At 67.4% G+C, this 16,713-nt stretch carries 13 protein-coding genes, 1 tRNA gene and 1 pseudogene; 8 read left to right on the top strand and 7 right to left on the bottom strand.

Features of this window, described 5'->3' with window-relative positions; all coding sequences use genetic code 11:
- Positions 1-50 precede the first annotated feature (50 nt).
- Positions 51-1,028 carry a septal ring lytic transglycosylase RlpA family protein gene (locus WI697_RS09440; RefSeq protein WP_062767681.1) on the bottom strand — a complete coding sequence of 326 codons (978 nt, stop codon included), beginning with the start codon at positions 1,026-1,028 and terminating at the stop codon, positions 51-53.
- 129 nt (positions 1,029-1,157) lie between these two features.
- Complete coding sequence (locus WI697_RS09445) at positions 1,158-2,309, bottom strand: lytic murein transglycosylase (RefSeq protein ID WP_082828754.1); 1,152 nt, start codon at positions 2,307-2,309, stop codon at positions 1,158-1,160.
- Between the two features lie 900 nt (positions 2,310-3,209).
- On the opposite strand from WI697_RS09445, the gene WI697_RS09450 reads away from it, so the two are divergent.
- A tRNA-Ser gene (locus tag WI697_RS09450) sits at positions 3,210-3,299 on the top strand.
- A gap of 39 nt (positions 3,300-3,338) precedes the next feature.
- Positions 3,339-4,031: a hypothetical protein gene (locus WI697_RS09455; protein ID WP_345958268.1), complete on the top strand. Its 693-nt coding sequence runs from the start codon at positions 3,339-3,341 to the stop codon at positions 4,029-4,031.
- Between the two features lie 234 nt (positions 4,032-4,265).
- On the opposite strand, the pseudogene WI697_RS27550 reads toward WI697_RS09455, so the two are convergent.
- Positions 4,266-4,859, bottom strand: a pseudogene (locus WI697_RS27550) (transposase); the annotation flags it as partial.
- A 498-nt stretch (positions 4,860-5,357) separates the two neighbouring features.
- Between WI697_RS27550 and WI697_RS09465 the strand changes: the two are divergent.
- Positions 5,358-6,221 carry an alpha/beta hydrolase gene (locus tag WI697_RS09465; protein WP_345958270.1) on the top strand — a complete coding sequence of 288 codons (864 nt, stop codon included), beginning with the start codon at positions 5,358-5,360 and terminating at the stop codon, positions 6,219-6,221.
- A 4-nt stretch (positions 6,222-6,225) separates the two neighbouring features.
- Here the strand turns inward: WI697_RS09465 and WI697_RS09470 are convergent, their stop codons facing one another.
- Positions 6,226-7,518, bottom strand: coding sequence for a diguanylate cyclase (locus WI697_RS09470; protein ID WP_345958316.1), 1,293 nt, complete (start codon positions 7,516-7,518; stop codon positions 6,226-6,228).
- 357 nt (positions 7,519-7,875) lie between these two features.
- Between WI697_RS09470 and WI697_RS09475 the strand changes: the two genes are divergently transcribed.
- From WI697_RS09475 to WI697_RS09495, 5 genes are all read left to right on the top strand, one after another.
- Complete coding sequence (locus WI697_RS09475; protein WP_062767674.1) at positions 7,876-8,232, top strand: DUF1304 domain-containing protein; 357 nt, start codon at positions 7,876-7,878, stop codon at positions 8,230-8,232.
- Between the two features lie 284 nt (positions 8,233-8,516).
- Complete coding sequence (osmF, locus tag WI697_RS09480; RefSeq protein WP_062767672.1) at positions 8,517-9,473, top strand: glycine betaine ABC transporter substrate-binding protein OsmF; 957 nt, start codon at positions 8,517-8,519, stop codon at positions 9,471-9,473.
- Positions 9,470-10,702 carry an ABC transporter permease gene (locus WI697_RS09485; protein WP_345958271.1) on the top strand — a complete coding sequence of 411 codons (1,233 nt, stop codon included), beginning with the start codon at positions 9,470-9,472 and terminating at the stop codon, positions 10,700-10,702. The genes osmF and WI697_RS09485 overlap by 4 nt, the downstream gene beginning before the upstream one ends.
- 2 nt (positions 10,703-10,704) lie before the next feature.
- The gene (locus WI697_RS09490; RefSeq protein WP_345958317.1) at positions 10,705-11,634 is read left to right on the top strand and encodes an ABC transporter ATP-binding protein; all 930 of its coding nucleotides are present in this window, start codon (positions 10,705-10,707) and stop codon (positions 11,632-11,634) included.
- Complete coding sequence (locus WI697_RS09495; RefSeq protein WP_062767668.1) at positions 11,631-12,398, top strand: ABC transporter permease; 768 nt, start codon at positions 11,631-11,633, stop codon at positions 12,396-12,398. Before WI697_RS09490 ends, WI697_RS09495 begins: the two co-directional genes overlap by 4 nt.
- Here WI697_RS09495 and WI697_RS09500 read toward each other — a convergent pair.
- The 3 genes from WI697_RS09500 to WI697_RS09510 all read right to left on the bottom strand — a co-directional run bounded on the left by WI697_RS09500 (position 12,384) and on the right by WI697_RS09510 (position 16,437).
- Positions 12,384-13,967, bottom strand: coding sequence for a PEP/pyruvate-binding domain-containing protein (locus WI697_RS09500; protein WP_345958318.1), 1,584 nt, complete (start codon positions 13,965-13,967; stop codon positions 12,384-12,386). The two genes, WI697_RS09495 and WI697_RS09500, sit on opposite strands and share 15 nt — an antisense overlap.
- A 26-nt stretch (positions 13,968-13,993) precedes the next feature.
- The gene (locus WI697_RS09505; protein ID WP_345958272.1) at positions 13,994-15,940 is read right to left on the bottom strand and encodes a phosphate transport regulator; all 1,947 of its coding nucleotides are present in this window, start codon (positions 15,938-15,940) and stop codon (positions 13,994-13,996) included.
- 104 nt (positions 15,941-16,044) lie between these two features.
- Positions 16,045-16,437, bottom strand: coding sequence for a TfoX/Sxy family protein (locus WI697_RS09510; RefSeq protein ID WP_345958273.1), 393 nt, complete (start codon positions 16,435-16,437; stop codon positions 16,045-16,047).
- Between the last annotated feature and the right edge of the window lie 276 nt (positions 16,438-16,713).

Genomic DNA, 16,713 nt, shown 5'->3' on the forward strand with positions numbered 1-16,713 from the left:
CAGGACTTGAAGATGGACCGGCGAAGGCGGGCGACAAAGGCCCGTCGCCGTCAGTCCGTGACGATCGAGCCGCGACCGTAGCCGTCGCGGCTCAGCCGCGCCACCACCTTTTCCGCGTCGCGTGAGGCCTTGAACGGGCCGATCCGGACCCGATAGAAGCGCTGGCCGTCGACATCGGCCGGTGCGATCACCGTGTGGCCGTAGTCGAGCAGCCGGTTTTCCAGCGCGCGCGCGTTCTCGGGCTCGCGGAAGGCGCCGACCTGGACATAGGTGCGGTCCGATCCGGGGGCCGTGCGGGTACCGGCGGGCGGCGGCACCGGGGTCGCGAAGACCTCTCCTGCCGGCACGGCCTCGACCTGTTCTTCCACGATGCTCGCAGTGGCGACCACGGGCCCGCGTGGCGAGGTGGCGGGCGGGGATGCAGTCGCCTCGGCGCCGAGCGATGCCAGCATCACGCCATCCGCCTCGGGCAGATAGTCGAGTCCATATTCCTCGGTGACGTTTTCAAGCCGCACCCTGGCCGTGCCCTTCTGGATCACCCCCAGCAGCTGGGCCGAGCGTTTAGACAGATCGATGACCCGGTCACCCACGAAGGGGCCGCGGTCGTTGACGCGCACGATCAGCACCCGGCCGTTTTCGAGGTTGGTGACCCGCACGATCGACGGCAGCGGCAGGGTGGTGTGGGCGGCCGTCAGCGCGTTCTGGTCATAGACCTCGCCATTGGCCGTGTACTTGCCGTGGAAGGTCGGCCCGTACCAGGACGCGACCCCTTCTTCCCTGTAGCCCGGCTCGTCGGCCGGATAATACCAGCGGCCCATCACCTGATAGGGCTTGCCGATCTTCTGGTTCGGCCGTGCGGCCGAGCTTGAGGACGGCGTCGTGCCCTGCCCCACGGCCGGGGCGGACGATGTCGGCTGGGTCGGCCGCCCCGCGCAGGCGGCCAGCGCCAGCGCGGCAAGGGCCACGCCCGTGAGCATCAGCGTGCGGCGGGAAGCGCGGGCGGCGCGGCCGTCGACGGGTGGAGCCATGGACGTGTCGTCTCCCGGAGAAGTGCGGGGATGGGGATGGGCGGTGCGGCAACAACAGACGCCGCTCTGGCGGCCCGTCAGGGGCAGCCGCCGCGGCGCCACGGTTTCGAACGCTGTCGGGACCGGATGTTAACGGCCGGCAATCCGGTCGGCAAGGGTGCCCACCGCGGTCGCGAAGTACTGCGAGCGGTTCCAGCGCAGGATGACCTCGTAATTCTCGGTCGCGAGATAGGCCGGGCCGTTGCGGCCGCCGGGCAGCACGATCTTCGCCGGCACATTGCCGGTGACCGGCAGGGCGGCCCCGTCCTTGCCCGTGACGCCGGCCGCCGCCCAGGCGGCTGCCGTCCGGCTCTCGCCGTCGAGGCCGATGCGGCTGCGATCGAAGCCCTTGGGCAGTTCCACCGGCCCGCCCCAGCCGAAATCCGGGTTCCAGCCGCGTCGCGACAGATAGTTGGCGGCCGAGGCGAAGACGTCCTTGCGAGTGTTCCAGATGTCCTTGCGGCCATCGCCGTCGCCATCGACGGCATAGGACACGAAGCTCGACGGCATGAACTGGCTCTGGCCCATCGCGCCGGCCCAGGATCCGCGCATCTCGGCGGGCGAGATATGGCCCTCGTCCAGGATCTTGAGTGCGTGCAGCAGCTCGCCGCGGAAGAACTTGGCCCGCCGCCCCTCATAGGCGAGCGTCGCCAGCGAGGCGATGACCGGATAGGTCCCGGTCACCCGGCCGTAATCGGTCTCGACGCCCCAGAGCGCCACCACCACTTCGGACGGCACGCCGAACCGCGCCTCGACATCGGCCAGATCGGCCTGGAACTCGGCACGCAGGCGCCGGCCCTGATCGATGCGCCGCTGCGGTACCACCCGGGTCATGTACTGCTCGAAGGTGATGGTCGATTCCGGCTGCGAGCGGTCGAGTTCCACCACCCGCGGAATCGGGGTGACGTCGCGGAAGGCGGCATCCAGAATGCCTTCCGAAATCCCCTGGGCGCGCGCTTCCTTCTTCACCCCCTGAACCCAGGCATCGAAGGCCGGGTCGGCCGGGCTGACGGTGCGGGCATGGGCCAGCGAGACCGGCACCGGGGCGGCGGGCTGGGCTGGCGGCTGCGGTGCCACTGCCTGGGGCTGGACCGAGGCGACCGCCTCTTCCGCGCCACGTCCGCCGCCGCAGGCGGCCAGCACCATGGCCAGGCCGGTCGCGGCCATCAGCCGTGCCACCCGCCTTTCCGGACGGATCGCGGGGCGGTGGTCGGTCGTGGGAAGGCCGGTGTCGCGGATCATGCCGATCTCCGGAATGCTCTGGGGAGGAGGGTCAGGGGCGTCCTGTCGCATCCGGTTGTGCCACACGTCTTCCGCGTGCGGCAAGCCCGGCCAGGGCCCCGGATACCCGAATCTATGCGGCCCCGCCCCGCTTCGGGCCACCCTGCCGGTATGGTTAAAATGCCGTGAAAAAAATCGGGCGAAAAATCATCCGCCGGGCTTGCCGGCGATGAAAACCGATCCCATCCCTAACCTACAGGAAGCAGGACGAAACCCCGAGGCCGGGACGCCCCAGAGACGGGGCCGCCGCATAAAGGCCGGGCGAGGTCGGCAGCCGTTCACGACAGGGTGACGGTCCCCGCTCTCGGACCCGTGACATCCCCGCCGGAGGTTGATTAGGCGTCCTGCACGCAAAAGCGGGCGTGCGGTTATGTGCCTGGAGTGATCCTCCACCATGTGACGTCGGGCCGCCCGCATGAACGGTCGGAGTTGCAAGCGGCACACGCGCGTGCGGCTGCTCCCCGCCCGCGGCGACGGCGGCACCCGCCCGAGGGACGCGCCGTGCGGCCGCCGACCCGCCAGAGGCCGGTAAGACGGACCATGGCAGCGGTTGGCAGACCCCACGGCGTGCCATGATCCCGACGGGACCGCGACGGACCGCGCACCGGAGGAGAGCCGCAACACCCCCGCAGAGGCGGCAGGGTACCTCAGGAGCAGGCGCGCGGCTCGCCCCGTCCGACTGTCGGGCCCGGCGGCGTCGGGCCACGGGGGACTTTCCCGTCCACCCCGCCCCGACGCCGCCGGCGCTCTCTCTCCGCCCCACCAGCCCGTCATGTACCGCACAGGCCCGGCGCTTTCGCACAGGGGCCTGCGTTCGCACGTCTTGCCGCCCCCCTCGCCTTCTGCTACCCATGTCGAACCGGATGGGTGGCCGAGCGGTTTAAGGCACCGGTCTTGAAAACCGGCGTGGGGTCATGCCCACCGTGGGTTCGAATCCCACCCCATCCGCCAAATCTGTAAGGCTCGGCGTTCTATAATGGAGGGCTTTTGATGGCTGGGCGGCCGCCAAAAGTCGATCATGTTAAAGCAACTTTTCTCAGCGAATTAAAGGCTGCTGAGGATCTTGCGGCAAAGATTCAGCAGTTCGTTGGGGGCATTAACTCGGCGGGCCCACCTGGGCTTCACCCCAAATATGTTCGCCAAGTTGTTGAACTAGCCTTCATGGGGGTAGTGGCCTCTTGGGAGGAGTTTTTGGAGCGAGCACTCGTTCGCTATGTTGCTGGCGCGAAAACCGTGCACAACTATGCGCCGACGCCGAAATTTGGGCTTGCAACCTCATTGGCACATTCCTATCAAGTGCTTTCAGGTAATCCGAATTTTGATCGATCAAAAGACTACCTGAAGGTGAGTGATCCAAAGTGGGTTACAAACTCGGCGGACTTCTACTTTAGCGCCCATGGTTTTGGCGATATTGTAAAAAATTCGAACTTGCTCAAGCATGCATCTGCTATCCGAAACCGAGTTGCCCATGCATCCCAGAAGTGCCGAACAGATTTTCGGGCGACCGCGATTTACTTCTTAAATCCCTCCAATAATAAGCTATCGCGAGGATACGGGCCGGGCGACTTGCTCCTCTCGCCAGTGCTAAGGCATTTCGGACAACCGGCTGTTCAAGCCAGGAAAAGCCATTTCACCGCGTATTCGGACTTGTACAAATCACTGGCCAACAAGGTGGTGCCGTAGTCGTCTATCCCCAAGCGTTTCATCACGAGCGCTCCCAGATCCGTGCGCTCCCCCGGTCCTTCCCGCGGCTTAGCGAGTTTTCGGATGATGATTTTTTGGGGTTGGTAGGGCGGGCTTGGGCTGGGCACGCTGCCCGTCATTTTAGGTGAGGCGGTGGGTTTTCCTGGTCAGGACCACGGCGAGCACCAGCTGGACGGTGCATGCGCGCAGCCTGGTCTTCATCTCGACGACGCGGGCGGCGTCATGGAATTCGGTGAAGCGCCGGACCTTGTCCGGTCCGTCGTCCGTGCCCTGGTGTTGGCCTCCAGCGGGGCGACACGAGCGCGCAGGGTGGCGTCGATGGCCAGCCCGAGGATGAAATTCACGCCTGAGAACCGGCAGAGGTCGAACACCTGCGGTGCTGCATAGTGGCTGTCGGCTCGAACCAGGATCTCCACGCGGGGCCAGTGGATCTGATCAGACAGTGCAGGTGGGCGGCCATTTTTCGATCGCTGGGGCGGTGGGCAGGAGGGCATTGACGAACCGGCCTTCGCCATCGAACACGACGATGGGTTGGAAGCCATATTTCGTCGTAAGGGGCGTTGAACATCCGCAGCTGTTGGTGGTCATGGGCGGCGTCGAATGTATCATCGATATTCGGCACGATGCGCTACGGATGATATCGGCGAGGCTATGCTGAACCTGATCGGGCTGACGGGTGTCGGCGATGCAGGCGGCCAGCCGTACCGCCACCTTGAGCCGGATATTGATCTCGCACAGCGCCAACACCCCGGCCTCGTACGACAGGCTGCCCCATCGGAACAGGCTTCCCACGGCGCAATCTCGCATGGCGGGTGCAGTCTCATCGGATCGGGCGGATTTATGTTTGGTGGCTGACTCCTAAAACTAATCAATGGCTTGCGCTACAGCGGCAACCATCGGAGCGCATCTGGCGCATAATCCTGGTCAGTAGCCATTGATCCGGATCGAATGCACGTTAGCCCGTCAAGTTTTAGTCCCCAAGTTATTACCGGGAGAATTGCGCAGATCATCGACAACGCGAGCTGCGTCGAGCATCAGCAGTTTGCGGCGGGCCGGACGATATTAAAACGTCTTCGCCGTTCCTGGTGCAAGACGTTCCCGCGCTCGTAAAAATGGACTCATTCCCTACAATCCCCGACGATATCCGCCGCCATCCGCATGCCAGCGCACGCCCTAAGGAGATCTCCCCATGCCCCCCGCCAACCGATCGACCCCGGCCTGCGCCAATACCTCGACGCGCTCGACGCCGCCTCCGGCCGCCCGCCTGCCGATGATGCCGCGCGGGTGCAGGAGGCGCGGGAGGGGATGGTGCGGGCGCTCTTGGCGCGCGAGGCGATCCCTGGTCTGCCGAATGCGGTGCGGGTGCGTGATGTGGTGATCGGGGCGGGGTTGACCGGGCGGCTTTATCTGCCCGAGCGGATGACGCCGGCGCCGGCGGTTCTGGTCTATACCCATGGCGGCGGCTGGGTGTTCGGGTCGGTGGAGACCCATGATCCCTTCTGCCGGCTGCTGGCCGATGCGGCCGGGGTGATCATTCTCTCGGTCGAGTACCGGCTGGCGCCCGAGCACCCCTACCCCGCCGCCCGGGATGATGCTCTCGCCGCCTGGCATTGGGCGGTGGCCGAGGCGGCGGGTTTCGGTGGCGATCCGCGGCGGGTTTTGCTCGGCGGGGACAGTGCCGGGGCGCAACTCGCCATGGTGACGGCCCGTCGGGTTCTGCTGGCGGCGGGTGGCGCGGATAGTCAGGCGGCGGTACGGCCCGCCGGGGTGATGCTGCTTTACCCGGCGACCGATCATCCCTCGGGCGGCCATGCCTCTTATGTCGAGAATGCCACGGGCTATCGGCTGACGGCCGAGGCGATGCACTGGTTCTGGCGCCAGTATGCGCCCGATGGTGATCCGGCGGATCCGGATCTGTCGCCGCTGCGGGCGGGTGTCCTGCCGGACATGCCGCCGGTGCTGGTGGCGACCGCCGACTATGATCCGCTGCGGGATGAAGGCATCGCCCTTGCCCGCCGGCTGGAAGCGGCAGGCGTTGCCGTCATGCATTTGCATGCACCCGACATGCATCACAACTTCCCCGTCCATCCGGGGTCGGTGGCGCGTTTCCCGCAATGTGATACGGCCATGGCCGGGATGGCCGGCTGGCTGCGGTCGGTGGCGGGCTGATGGCTCAGCCGGCTGCCTGCGCGCGCATGCCGTCGGTTTCATCCGCCACGCGGCAGACCCGGTTGCGGCCAGCGCGTTTCGCATCGTAAAGCGCCGCATCGGCCCGGCGCACGATGTCCTCGACCCGGTCTTCGGGGCGCCAGGCGGCAACCCCGAAACTGCCGGTGCAGGGGCCGACCGCGAAGCCATGGGCGGCTATGGCTGCCCGCAGCGCCTCGGCCCGCCGGGCGGTTTCGGGCAGATCCGCTCCCGGGCAGACCAGGATGAATTCTTCGCCGCCCCAACGCCCTGCCATGCCGCCCGGGCCCTGGCCGGCACGCAGCAGGGCTGCCACATCGACCAGCACGGCATCGCCCAGCTGGTGGCCATGCTGATCGTTGACGGCCTTGAAATGGTCGAGATCGAGCATGATCACCCCGAAGCTCTGGCCGGTTCGTCGGGCACGGGCCAGTTCCTCCTCGAGGAAACCGTCGACCTTCATCCGATTGAACAGCCCGGTCAGCGGGTCTGTGGTCGACAGGCGGACCAGTTCCCGATTCATCCGCGCCAGTTTACGGTTCCAGTAGAGTGCAAGCAGCAGCAGCACCGCCGCTGCGGCACCGACCTGCCAGACGAGGCGATAATCAATCCCGCGCTGGATCTGCACGGCGACATGACGGTTGGAAATCGCCTCCCGCTCCTGCGCCGTGACCGTTGCGATGCCCTTGTCCAGAATGTCGCGCAGCATCGGTTCTCCGGCCAGAACGCCGACCCGCAATTCATTCGTTAATTCAGGAACCTGGCCCGCAATCTTCAGATTGAACAACCCCTCCTTGCGGATCGCATAGGCGGCGACGATCAGCGACCGGATGGTCATGTCGGCCCGGCGTTCCGAAACCATCTCGACCGCTTCGGGCTCGCTGCCGGTGGTGGTGATCTGAAGATTGGGATAGAGCCGCCGCAGCCGCTCTTCGACCATGGTGCCACGCGGCAGGGCCACGGTCTCGGCGCTGACCCCGTGAAGGTCGCCGATATAGGGGTGCTCTTCACGGGTGATCACGATGTTCTGGTCGCGAAAGATCGGCGCGGTAAAGACCAGCCAGCGTTCCCTTTCGGGCGTCCGGTTCAGGAAGCTGAGGATCCGGCAGTGCCCGGCCTTCGAAGCGGCGAGGCTTTCATCCCAGCTTGCGGTCGGATGTAGCACGATGTCGATGCCGAGCCGTGTCGCCACCAGACGGAGAAGGTCGGCCGCGATGCCGACATGCCGGCCGGCTTCGTCGATCCGCTCAAAAGGCTCCCAATCCGGGTCGACGCACATGGTCACGGGGCCGCTTGTCGCCAGCCATAGCCGTTCGGTTTCGGTAAGTGCGACGGAAGCACCATCTGCTGCCGCCGTCGTGGCGGCGCTCGGGGTCATACAGACTGCCCCGAGAGCAAGACACGCAGCGATACCGCCCCCTCGGAGCCGTCTGCCGATCCGTGTTGTCCTCACCTGGGCGCCGTCTCCGATATCGTCTCGTGTTGTGAGCATAGCGGTATCGCATACGGTCGCAAAGCACGGAACCTGCCCCGGAAATCCTGGCATCATCTGAGATTGACCCAATGGTCACCATCGGGCTTAACTGAGACAGCCGACTGGATTGTCCCATGCGGCATCCACCCCGCGGAGGCCCGCATGATTGCCCAGATCCTTGCCGCGCTGGTCGCGGCCATCCATGCCTATATTCTCGTCCTGGAGATGTTTCTCTGGGACACGCCGCGCGGTCGGAAGGCCTTCGGCACCACGGCCGATTTCGCGGCGCAGACCCGGGTTCTTGCCGCAAATCAGGGGCTCTATAACGGCTTTCTGGCAGCCGGCCTGATCTATGGTCTGGTGCGCGGCGGCGATGAGGGCTTCGCCTTCCTCGTCTTCTTCCTGGTCTCGGTTGTGGTGGCCGGGCTTTATGGTGCGGCAACGGCGAGCCGCAAGATCCTGTTCATCCAGGCGCTGCCGGCGGCTTTGGCGCTGGCGGCGCTGCTCGCCGGGATCTGAGGCGCGGGTCGGATCATGATGCGCGGGCGGGCGACTTCCTGACGCCATTCTGTCAGTTGGGTGCCTGTCCAGCGCGAATTTCCGCCCTTCGGGTTCGGCAAGCGCGGAAACGGCTGCTAGGATGGACGGAACGAGAACGGCGCCGCTGCCGTTGTTCGCGTCGCGCCGGCAGCCTGTCCAAAGGCCGCCGGCATCGGAAAAGAGACAGACGTCGCAGACGTTCCGGGGTGGCGCGGCAGAGACCCGCCCCCGTCTTGTCAGGAACCAATGGGGGACGCCGCTCCATGCCGACCATCGATCGCCGCACCTTGTTCCGCCGTGCGGGCCTTCTCACCCTCGCCGCCACGCTCGCCCTCGGCACCGCTGCCGTCGTGACGGGCCCCGCCCGTGCGGCCGACGCCATCACCGTCGGCTCCAAGATCGACACTGAAGGTGCGGTGCTCGGCAATGTCATCCGCCTGGTGCTGGAGAATGCCGGCTATACCGTCAACGACCGGATCTCTCTGGGCCCGACCAAGATCGTGCGCGAGGCGTTGCTGGCGGGTGAGATCGATATCTATCCGGAATATACCGGCAATGCCGGCTTCTTCTTCAACATCGATGCCGATCCGGCCTGGAAGAAGGCGGATACCGCCTATGCCAAGGCGAAGCAGCTGGATGCCGAGGCCAATGATCTGGTCTGGCTGCAGCCGGCGCCGGCCAACAACACCTGGGCGATCGCCGTGCGCGGCGATGTGGCCGAGGCGCAGAAGCTCGCCACGCTGGATGATTTCGGCAAATGGGTCGCCGGCGGCGGCGATGTGAAGCTCGCGGGCTCGGCGGAGTTCGTGGAAAGCCCGGCCGCCCTGCCCGCCTTCCAGGAGGCCTATGGTTTCAAGCTCTCGGCCGACCAGCTGCTGGTGCTTTCGGGCGGTGATACCGCCGCCACCATCAAGGCCGCAGCCGAAGGCACTTCGGGGGTCAATTCGGCCATGGTCTACGGCACCGACGGCGCCATCGCGGCGGTCGGGCTGAAGGTCATGGAAGACACCAAGGGCGTCCAGGCGGTCTACGAACCCGCCCCGGTGATCCGCGGAGCGGTGCTGAAGGCGCATCCCGATATCGAGGGCCTGCTGGAGCCGGCTTTCCAGACCCTCGACCTCGAAACCCTGCAGGCGCTGAACGCCAGCGTCCAGATCGAGGGGCAGGATCCGCGGGCCGTCGCCGAAGCCCATCTGAAGAAGGCAGGGCTGCTGAAGTGAGCACGCTCGACGGCCTGGATGCCGTCGACGACGAGGCGGCGCCCGCCGGGCGCCCCTCTCCGCGCGGCAACCGGCTGCTGGCGGTTCTGGTGATGGCGATGGCGGCGGCGACCGCTTTCGCGGGTTTCGTGACCATCGCCCCCAACCGCATCCTTTCCGGCCGTGCCGTGGCCGCCGTCGACGCCCTTCCGGGGACCGAATTCGCCATCCTGGTGCTGATCCTGGCGGGGCTGGGCGCCACCGCGCTGATCCGGCCCGGGCGCGGGGCCGATCTGATCGCGGCGGCGCTTGCCGGCCTGCTGTTCTTCGGCCTGCTCTTCGCTGCCGGCGACATCGCCACCGGGGTTCTTGCCGAACGCGGCACCGCCGCCCGCACCTCCTTCGGCGCCGGCTTCTGGATCCTGGTCGCCGCGGCGCTTCTGGTGCTGATCGATGCCGTCGCCCGGCTGAGGCCGGGCCCGGTACTGGGGCCGCTGGGTGTGGTGGTCCTGCTCGGCCTGATCTGGGCGGCGGTCGCCTCGGGCCGGCTCGATGATCTGTCGCTGATGCGCGAATACATGGCTCGCCGCGACCGGTTCGGCGTCGAGATCCTGCGTCATCTGCAGCTGGTGGCGCTGGCGCTTGCGATCGCCTTGCCGTCGGGCGCTGCCCTCGGCCTTTGGGCGCGGGCACGGCGCGGCGCGGCGCCCTTGATCTTCGGCGTGCTCAACCTGCTCCAGACCGTGCCCTCGATCGCGCTTTTCGCCCTGCTGATCGGCCCGTTGACCAGCCTTGCCACCGCCGTGCCGGCTCTGAAGGCGGCAGGTGTGTCGGGGATCGGCGTGGCGCCGGCGGTGATCGCCCTCGCCCTCTACGCCCTGCTGCCGACGGCGCGCGGCGTGGTCGCCGGCTTCGCCTCGGTGCCGGAGGCGGTGATAGAGGCCGCCCGCGGCATGGGTCTCTCCGACCGTCAGATCCTGGTTCAGGTCTCGCTGCCGCTGGCCCTGCCGGTGTTGCTCGCGGGTCTCCGGATCGTGCTCGTGCAGACGATCGGTCTTGCGGTGGTCGCGGCGCTGATCGGCGCCGGCGGGTTGGGCGCCTTCGTCTTCCAGGGGCTGGGTCAGACCGCAACCGATCTGGTCCTGCTGGGGGCGCTGACCGCGATCGCCCTCGCCCTCGCCGCCGATGTGGTGCTGCGCGCCGCCTCGGCCTGGCTCGCCACCCGCCTGACCGGAGCCCGTACGTCATGAGCATGATCGTCTTCGAAGGGGTGAGCAAATTCCACGGCAACCGCGCCGCGGTCGAAGACCTCTCCTTCACGGTGCCCGAGGGGGAGATCTGTGCGCTGGTCGGACCCTCGGGCTCCGGCAAGTCCACCACGCTGCGCCTCGTCAACCGTCTGATCGAGCCCGACACCGGCCGGATCACGCTCGGCCGCACCGACATCGCGAGCCTTGAGCCCGTCGCACTGCGACGCCGCATCGGCTATGTCATCCAGTCCATCGGGCTGTTCCCGCACTGGACGGTGGCGCGCAATGTCGCAACCGTGCCGGTGCTGCTCGGCTGGCCCAGGGACCGGATCCGGGCGCGGGTCGATGAACTCCTCGATCTGGTCGGGTTGGACCCGGCGGAGTTCGGCGGCCGCCATCCGCATGAACTTTCAGGTGGCCAGCAGCAGCGCGTGGGCGTTGCCCGTGCGCTGGCCGCCGATCCCGAGGTTCTGCTGATGGACGAGCCTTTCGGCGCGCTCGACCCGGTCACGCGCGACGAGATCCAGACCGAACTCCAGCGCATTCAGACGGCCACGGGCAAGACGATCGTCATCGTTACCCATGACGTCGACGAAGCCATTCGCCTTGCCCATCGCATCGCCATCCTGCGCGATGGCCGGCTGGTGCAGATCGATCGCCCGGCCGCCCTGCTCGCCCGGCCGGCGGATGAGTTCGTGCGGGAATTCGTCGGCGGGCCGCTTGCCGGTCTGCGCATGCTTCGTACCCGCACGGTGGCGGAGCGGATCGAGGCCGGGGCCGATGTCGCGGGCGGGCCGGTCCTGCATCCGGACATGCCGCTGGACCTGGCCCTGGGTGCCATGGTGGCGGCCAGGGCCGATCGGCTGGCGGTGGCCGATGCCTCCGGTCGGAAGCTCGGGGTGGTGACCCTGGGCGGGCTGGTGGCAGGATGAGCCTTGCCGGCACCCCGCCTCTTGGTCGCCCGGGCCGCCCGCTCTGGCGCGATCCGCTGCCCTGGGCCGCTGCGGCGCTGGTGATCGCGACGCTCGCCATGCCGGCGGCCGAACCCCTGTTCCGGGCGCTCTATCCCGACTTGCCCCGGCCGATCTACACCCGGACCGATTTCCTGACTCTGATGCTCTCGCATGTCGGGCTGGTGGCGGCCTCGAGCGTGATCATCTGCCTGGTCGGCATCGCCGTCGGCATTTTCGTCACCCGGCCCGCCGGCCGTGACTTCGCCCGCCTGGTCGACATGGCGACGGCCGTGGGGCAGACCTTTCCGCCGGTTGCCGTGCTTGCCCTGGCCGTGCCGGCGGTGGGCTATGGTCCGCTGCCGACGCTGATTGCGCTTGCCTGCTACGGTGTGCTGCCGGTGGTCGAGACCACGGCAGCCGGCCTCCGCGCCCTGCCGCCGGCATTGAAGGAAGCTGCCGACGGTGCCGGTTTCGGCCCGACCGGCCGCCTGCTCCGCATCGAGCTGCCGCTTGCCTTCCCGGTGATGCTGGCGGGCATCCGGACGGCGGTGATCATCAATATCGGCACGGCCACGATCGGTTCGACCGTCGGTGCCGTCAGTCTGGGGTCGCCGATCATCGAGGGGCTGTCGGGCTCCAACCCGGCCTATGTGGTTCAGGGAGCGGTCCTGGTCGGGCTGCTCGCCATCACCACCGACCTCTGTTTCGAACGCCTCGCCCGCCTGGGGTCAGTCCGGGGCTAGGACCGTGTCGATGCGGGCCAGAAGATCTTCGGGCTCGCGGGTCACCACCTCAAGCGCACCGGCATGAACCGTGCCGGTATTACCGTCCAGCGTGATCTGGCTGCCGGTCCCGAAGATCCGGCCGCCGATCACCACCCGCCCCGCGGCTTCGTCGATCATCAACTCTCCGCAACCGACCAGACAGACCTTGCCGAGCTGCCGGGCCACCACGGCTGCATGGGATGTCCGGGCGCCACGCATGGTGAGCAGCCCGCCGGCACGGTCGAGCGCGGCGACATCCCGGGTTTCCGCGTCCCGGCGCACCAGGATGGGGACCTCGCCGCGGGTGCGCGCCGCCTCGACCTGGGCTTCGTCGAGGGCGATGGGCCCGCTCGCCACGCCGGCGGATGCGCTGGCCGCGCGGGCGAGCGGCTCGGCCACCCGTCCATCGGCCGTGGCAATCACCCGCTCGGCAAGGCTTGCGCGATCAAGGGATCGGAGACGGTCGCGGGCGGTACGGGCATCGATCAGCCCTTCGTCCAGCAGATCGAGTGCGATGCGTGCGGCGGCAAGCGGCGTGCGCTTTCCGTCGCGGGTCTGAAGCAGGAACAGGCGGCCGTCCTCGATGGTGAATTCGATGTCCTGCATGTCGCCGAAGGCCTGTTCCAGCCGGGCTGCCGACGCTACCAGTTCCGCCCAGAGATGCGGTGCCGCGGCCGACAAAGCCTCATGCCCCTCGGCCGAGCGGCGACCGGCGACGACATCCTCACCCTGGGCATTGAACAGGAAATCGACCCAGAGGCCGGGCACGCCGGTGGTGGGGTCGCGGGTGAAGCCCACACCGGCGCCCGAGAGCCCGCCGGCATTGCCGAACACCATCTGCTGCACGGTCACCGCCGTGCCCATGCTGTCGGCGATCGCATGCAACGCCCGCCACGACCGTGCCATGGGCGCCTGCCACGAGCGGAACACCGCCTGGATCGCCGCCTGAAGCTGATCGGCGGGATCCTGAGGGAAGGCCGTGCCGGCGGCCCGGGCATAGGTGTCCAGATGCCGGCGGGTCAGTCTGCGCAGGGCGTCGAAATCCAGCGCCCTCTCAGGCACCGTGCCGCGGATCGCGTCCAGATCGGCATCGAAGGCGGCGGGATCGATACCCGCCACCACCTCGCCGAACCCTGCGACCAGCCGGCGATAGGCATCCCAGACGAGCCGCGGATGGCCGGTCAGCCGAAGCATGCCGTCGACGGTCGCGTCTGAGAGCCCGATATTGAGCAGGGTCTCCATCATGCCCGGCATCGAAACCGGCGCACCGGAGCGCACCGACAGCAGCAAAGGCCGGCGGGGATCCCCAAGCCCGCGGCCGGTCGCCTCTTCCAGCCGCTTGAGCGCGGGGCGCCACAGGGATGGCCCGACCTCTTTCGCCCGGGCGCACCAGGCCGTGCCGATCACGAAGCCGGGCGGAACCGGCAGGCCCAGCGCCGCCATGCGGGCCAGATTGAAGGCCTTGTTGCCAAGGCTCGCCGCGCTTGCATCTTCGGCCAGGGCAGCGCCCGGCAGGATGACGGGGATGGTGGTGGAAGGTCCGGCCATGCCCTCGTTTTTCACAGTCTGGCGCGTCATGCTCCGGCTCCCATGCGGCTGAAGGCGAGGTCGCGCAGCCCATAGCCGGTGACCAGCAGGGCATCGGTCGCGAGTTCCAAAGCGGCCGCGAAATCGGTAGCGAGATTGAGGGTCGCGGCATCGGTCAGGTGGCGGGCGAGCACGCGGCGGACGTCGCGCAACAGCTGATCGGCGGCGCGTTCGGCACCGACGATCCGCCAGAGGACGGCCACCAGCTCTTCATGATCGTCCGCTGTGCCATCGGGCCCCAGACTGCGCGCAATGGCCAGGGCACGGACATGGTCCTGGGCGGCGGTGAAAGTGGTCTCGGCCAGGCGGCGCAGCACCTCGCGGACCTCGGATGTCCAGCCCCGATCATGACCCTCGGCGATCACCGACAGCAGGAACGCGGCCTCTTCAAGGGCATCGGCGACGTCGTCGGCCCGTTCGATCAGGCGCAGCATCGGCAGGCGATGGGGCTGGCGATCCGCCTGTTCACGCAGCCGCATGACCAGTTCGTCGGCCTGCCGTTCCCAGGTCTTGGCACGGTCGGCAAAAGTGGTTGCGGCCGTTGCATCGTGCTCAAGACCATGGATCAGCCCGTCCCGCACCCCTTCGGCAAGCGCATGGCAGAAGCCGGCATGGTCGGCCAGTGCCTCGAACTCGCTGACCTGATGACGGAGATGGGCCAGCAGCATCACCCGGGCATCATCTGCCACCACCCCGGCCGGCTGATTGCGCAGCAGGGCCTCTTTCGCCCGCACCATCAGCTCGACCAGAAAAGCCATCGCGGCGGTGCGGCCCATGACCTCGTCCAGCCGGTCGCCGATGCGGAAGTATTCAGGCCCCACGGCCTGCATCGCGCCATGGACCAGATCGGGCCCGCCGGCCACCAGCCAGGCCATATGCCCTGCCTCACGCGTTGCCGCGTCGGTGAGGACGGCAATCGCATCGAGCTTCGACACGAAGGGGGCCAGCCGTTTGCGTGCCCGGTTCCAGTCGATCAGGAACACGATCCGCGCGGCCAGACCTTCCAGCGCGCCGAGCAATGCCGCCTCATCCGCACAATCGAAGATCGCGGTGCCGACGTGATAGGCCTCGCCGGCATTCAGCCCGCGGGTCCGGCGGCTTTCGCTGTCCGACCACACGGCGCCGATCATCCCCAGCATGGTCTGAAAGAAGGCGAAGCGCTGGCGGTGGAGATCCAAATAGGTCAGGCTGATCCGCAGATCCTGGACCTGGATGACCAGGACATGGGCGTCATTGGTGCCGATGTCGTTCTGGATCAGCAGCCGCTGCCTGTCGCGGGTCGCTGCGGTCTCGAGCCCCGGGTGATCGAATTTGAGCGGCCGGGTGCGATTCAGCCCGCGCATGAAGGCGGCGATCCTCGGCCGGTCGGCATCGGCGATGGCCCAGACATGGGCGCCGTCGATCTGCTCGTCGGCCAGTTCCGTCGCCAGCCGGTTCAGACTCTTGTGCAGATCCATCACCAGCGGGTGGAAGCCGTCGGGTGCCGTGTCGCGACCGGCGGTCAGCGCCGTCAGCACGGCATCCTCCAGCCGGTTGCCCTCCATCCCGTCGAGCCGCGCCACCCACACCGCAACCCGTCGGGCATGGCTGCCCGCCTCATCATGGCCGCCATCGATCAGCGGCCTGGCCATCAGCTTCAGGTCTTGAGCCAGCAGCTGCCGCAGCCGGGGCAGATCCGGCAGATGCACGCCGTCGGCATCGGGGGTCGCGGTTGCCACCGCCTCGCTGGCCCAGGCGCCGTCGACGCCGGCAGCCGCCGCCTCGCGCGTCAGGTCTACGGGTGCAGCGCCGGGCCCGGTCGCCCGATGTCGGGCGGCCTGCAGGACGCTCAGATACAGTTTCAGCCGGTCATTTGCCGCAAGGGCGGTGGTGATCCAGGCCGGCAGCAACAGCTGCACCTGGCCGAGCGCATCGACGACCCCGGTCTTCTCCATGCCGTTCAGCTCCTGCACGAATGGGCATGTGCAGGATGCTAGCCCGGCCATGTGGCAGCTTCATGGCAGCGAGGCCGCGGCCAGTGGTCGCAGCTTTTCGTGCCTCAGCCGGCCGCCCGGCGCCGCGGGGCGCGGGGCTTTTTCGGAGGACGGGCACGAGATGCCGTCAGCGCCGCCTGCCAGGCTGCCCTTGCGTGGTCGCAAAGCACCTCGTCATCATCGAAAACCTCGTCCGGCGCCTCGTAATAGGACCCGACGGTGACGGTTCGTCCGGGCCGGTCATAACGAAACGGCTCCAGCCCCATGGCCTCGTATGCGGGCCGGCTTTGGTCGTCGACCCTGAAATAGAGGGTGCCGCCGATCACGAAGGCGAAGTTCACGCCGTCGATGGACAGCCCTGCCCCGCTGAACATGCGCTTCACGACCACCGGGCCCAGCGGGGCCAGCCGTTCCGCCACCTCCAGCGCCTGTTCGCGGGCGTCAGCACTGTTGCTCATGACCGGTCTCCTGCGCGTTGGCTGTCTCGCAAAGGTTTAAACTCTGTTTTGTTGGCTGAGTGGGTGGTGGATGATAACCATGAATGTTCTCATTTTACCCTCGTCTCTCTTGGCCACAACACTGTACGATTCCTATTTTTTCAAAGGCCGATAATTGTTGCCACATGCGGCCGCTGCCGGAAGAAGATGACTTCGCCGGGAATCTACCGCAGGGTATGCAGAAGACCTTCGGGTCGGATGATCCCTCGTCCCCCTCCTCAGAAGAACAAGATCAAG

The sequence above is a fragment of the Tistrella mobilis genome (genome assembly GCF_039634785.1).
GTDB classification, from domain to species: domain Bacteria; phylum Pseudomonadota; class Alphaproteobacteria; order Tistrellales; family Tistrellaceae; genus Tistrella; species Tistrella mobilis.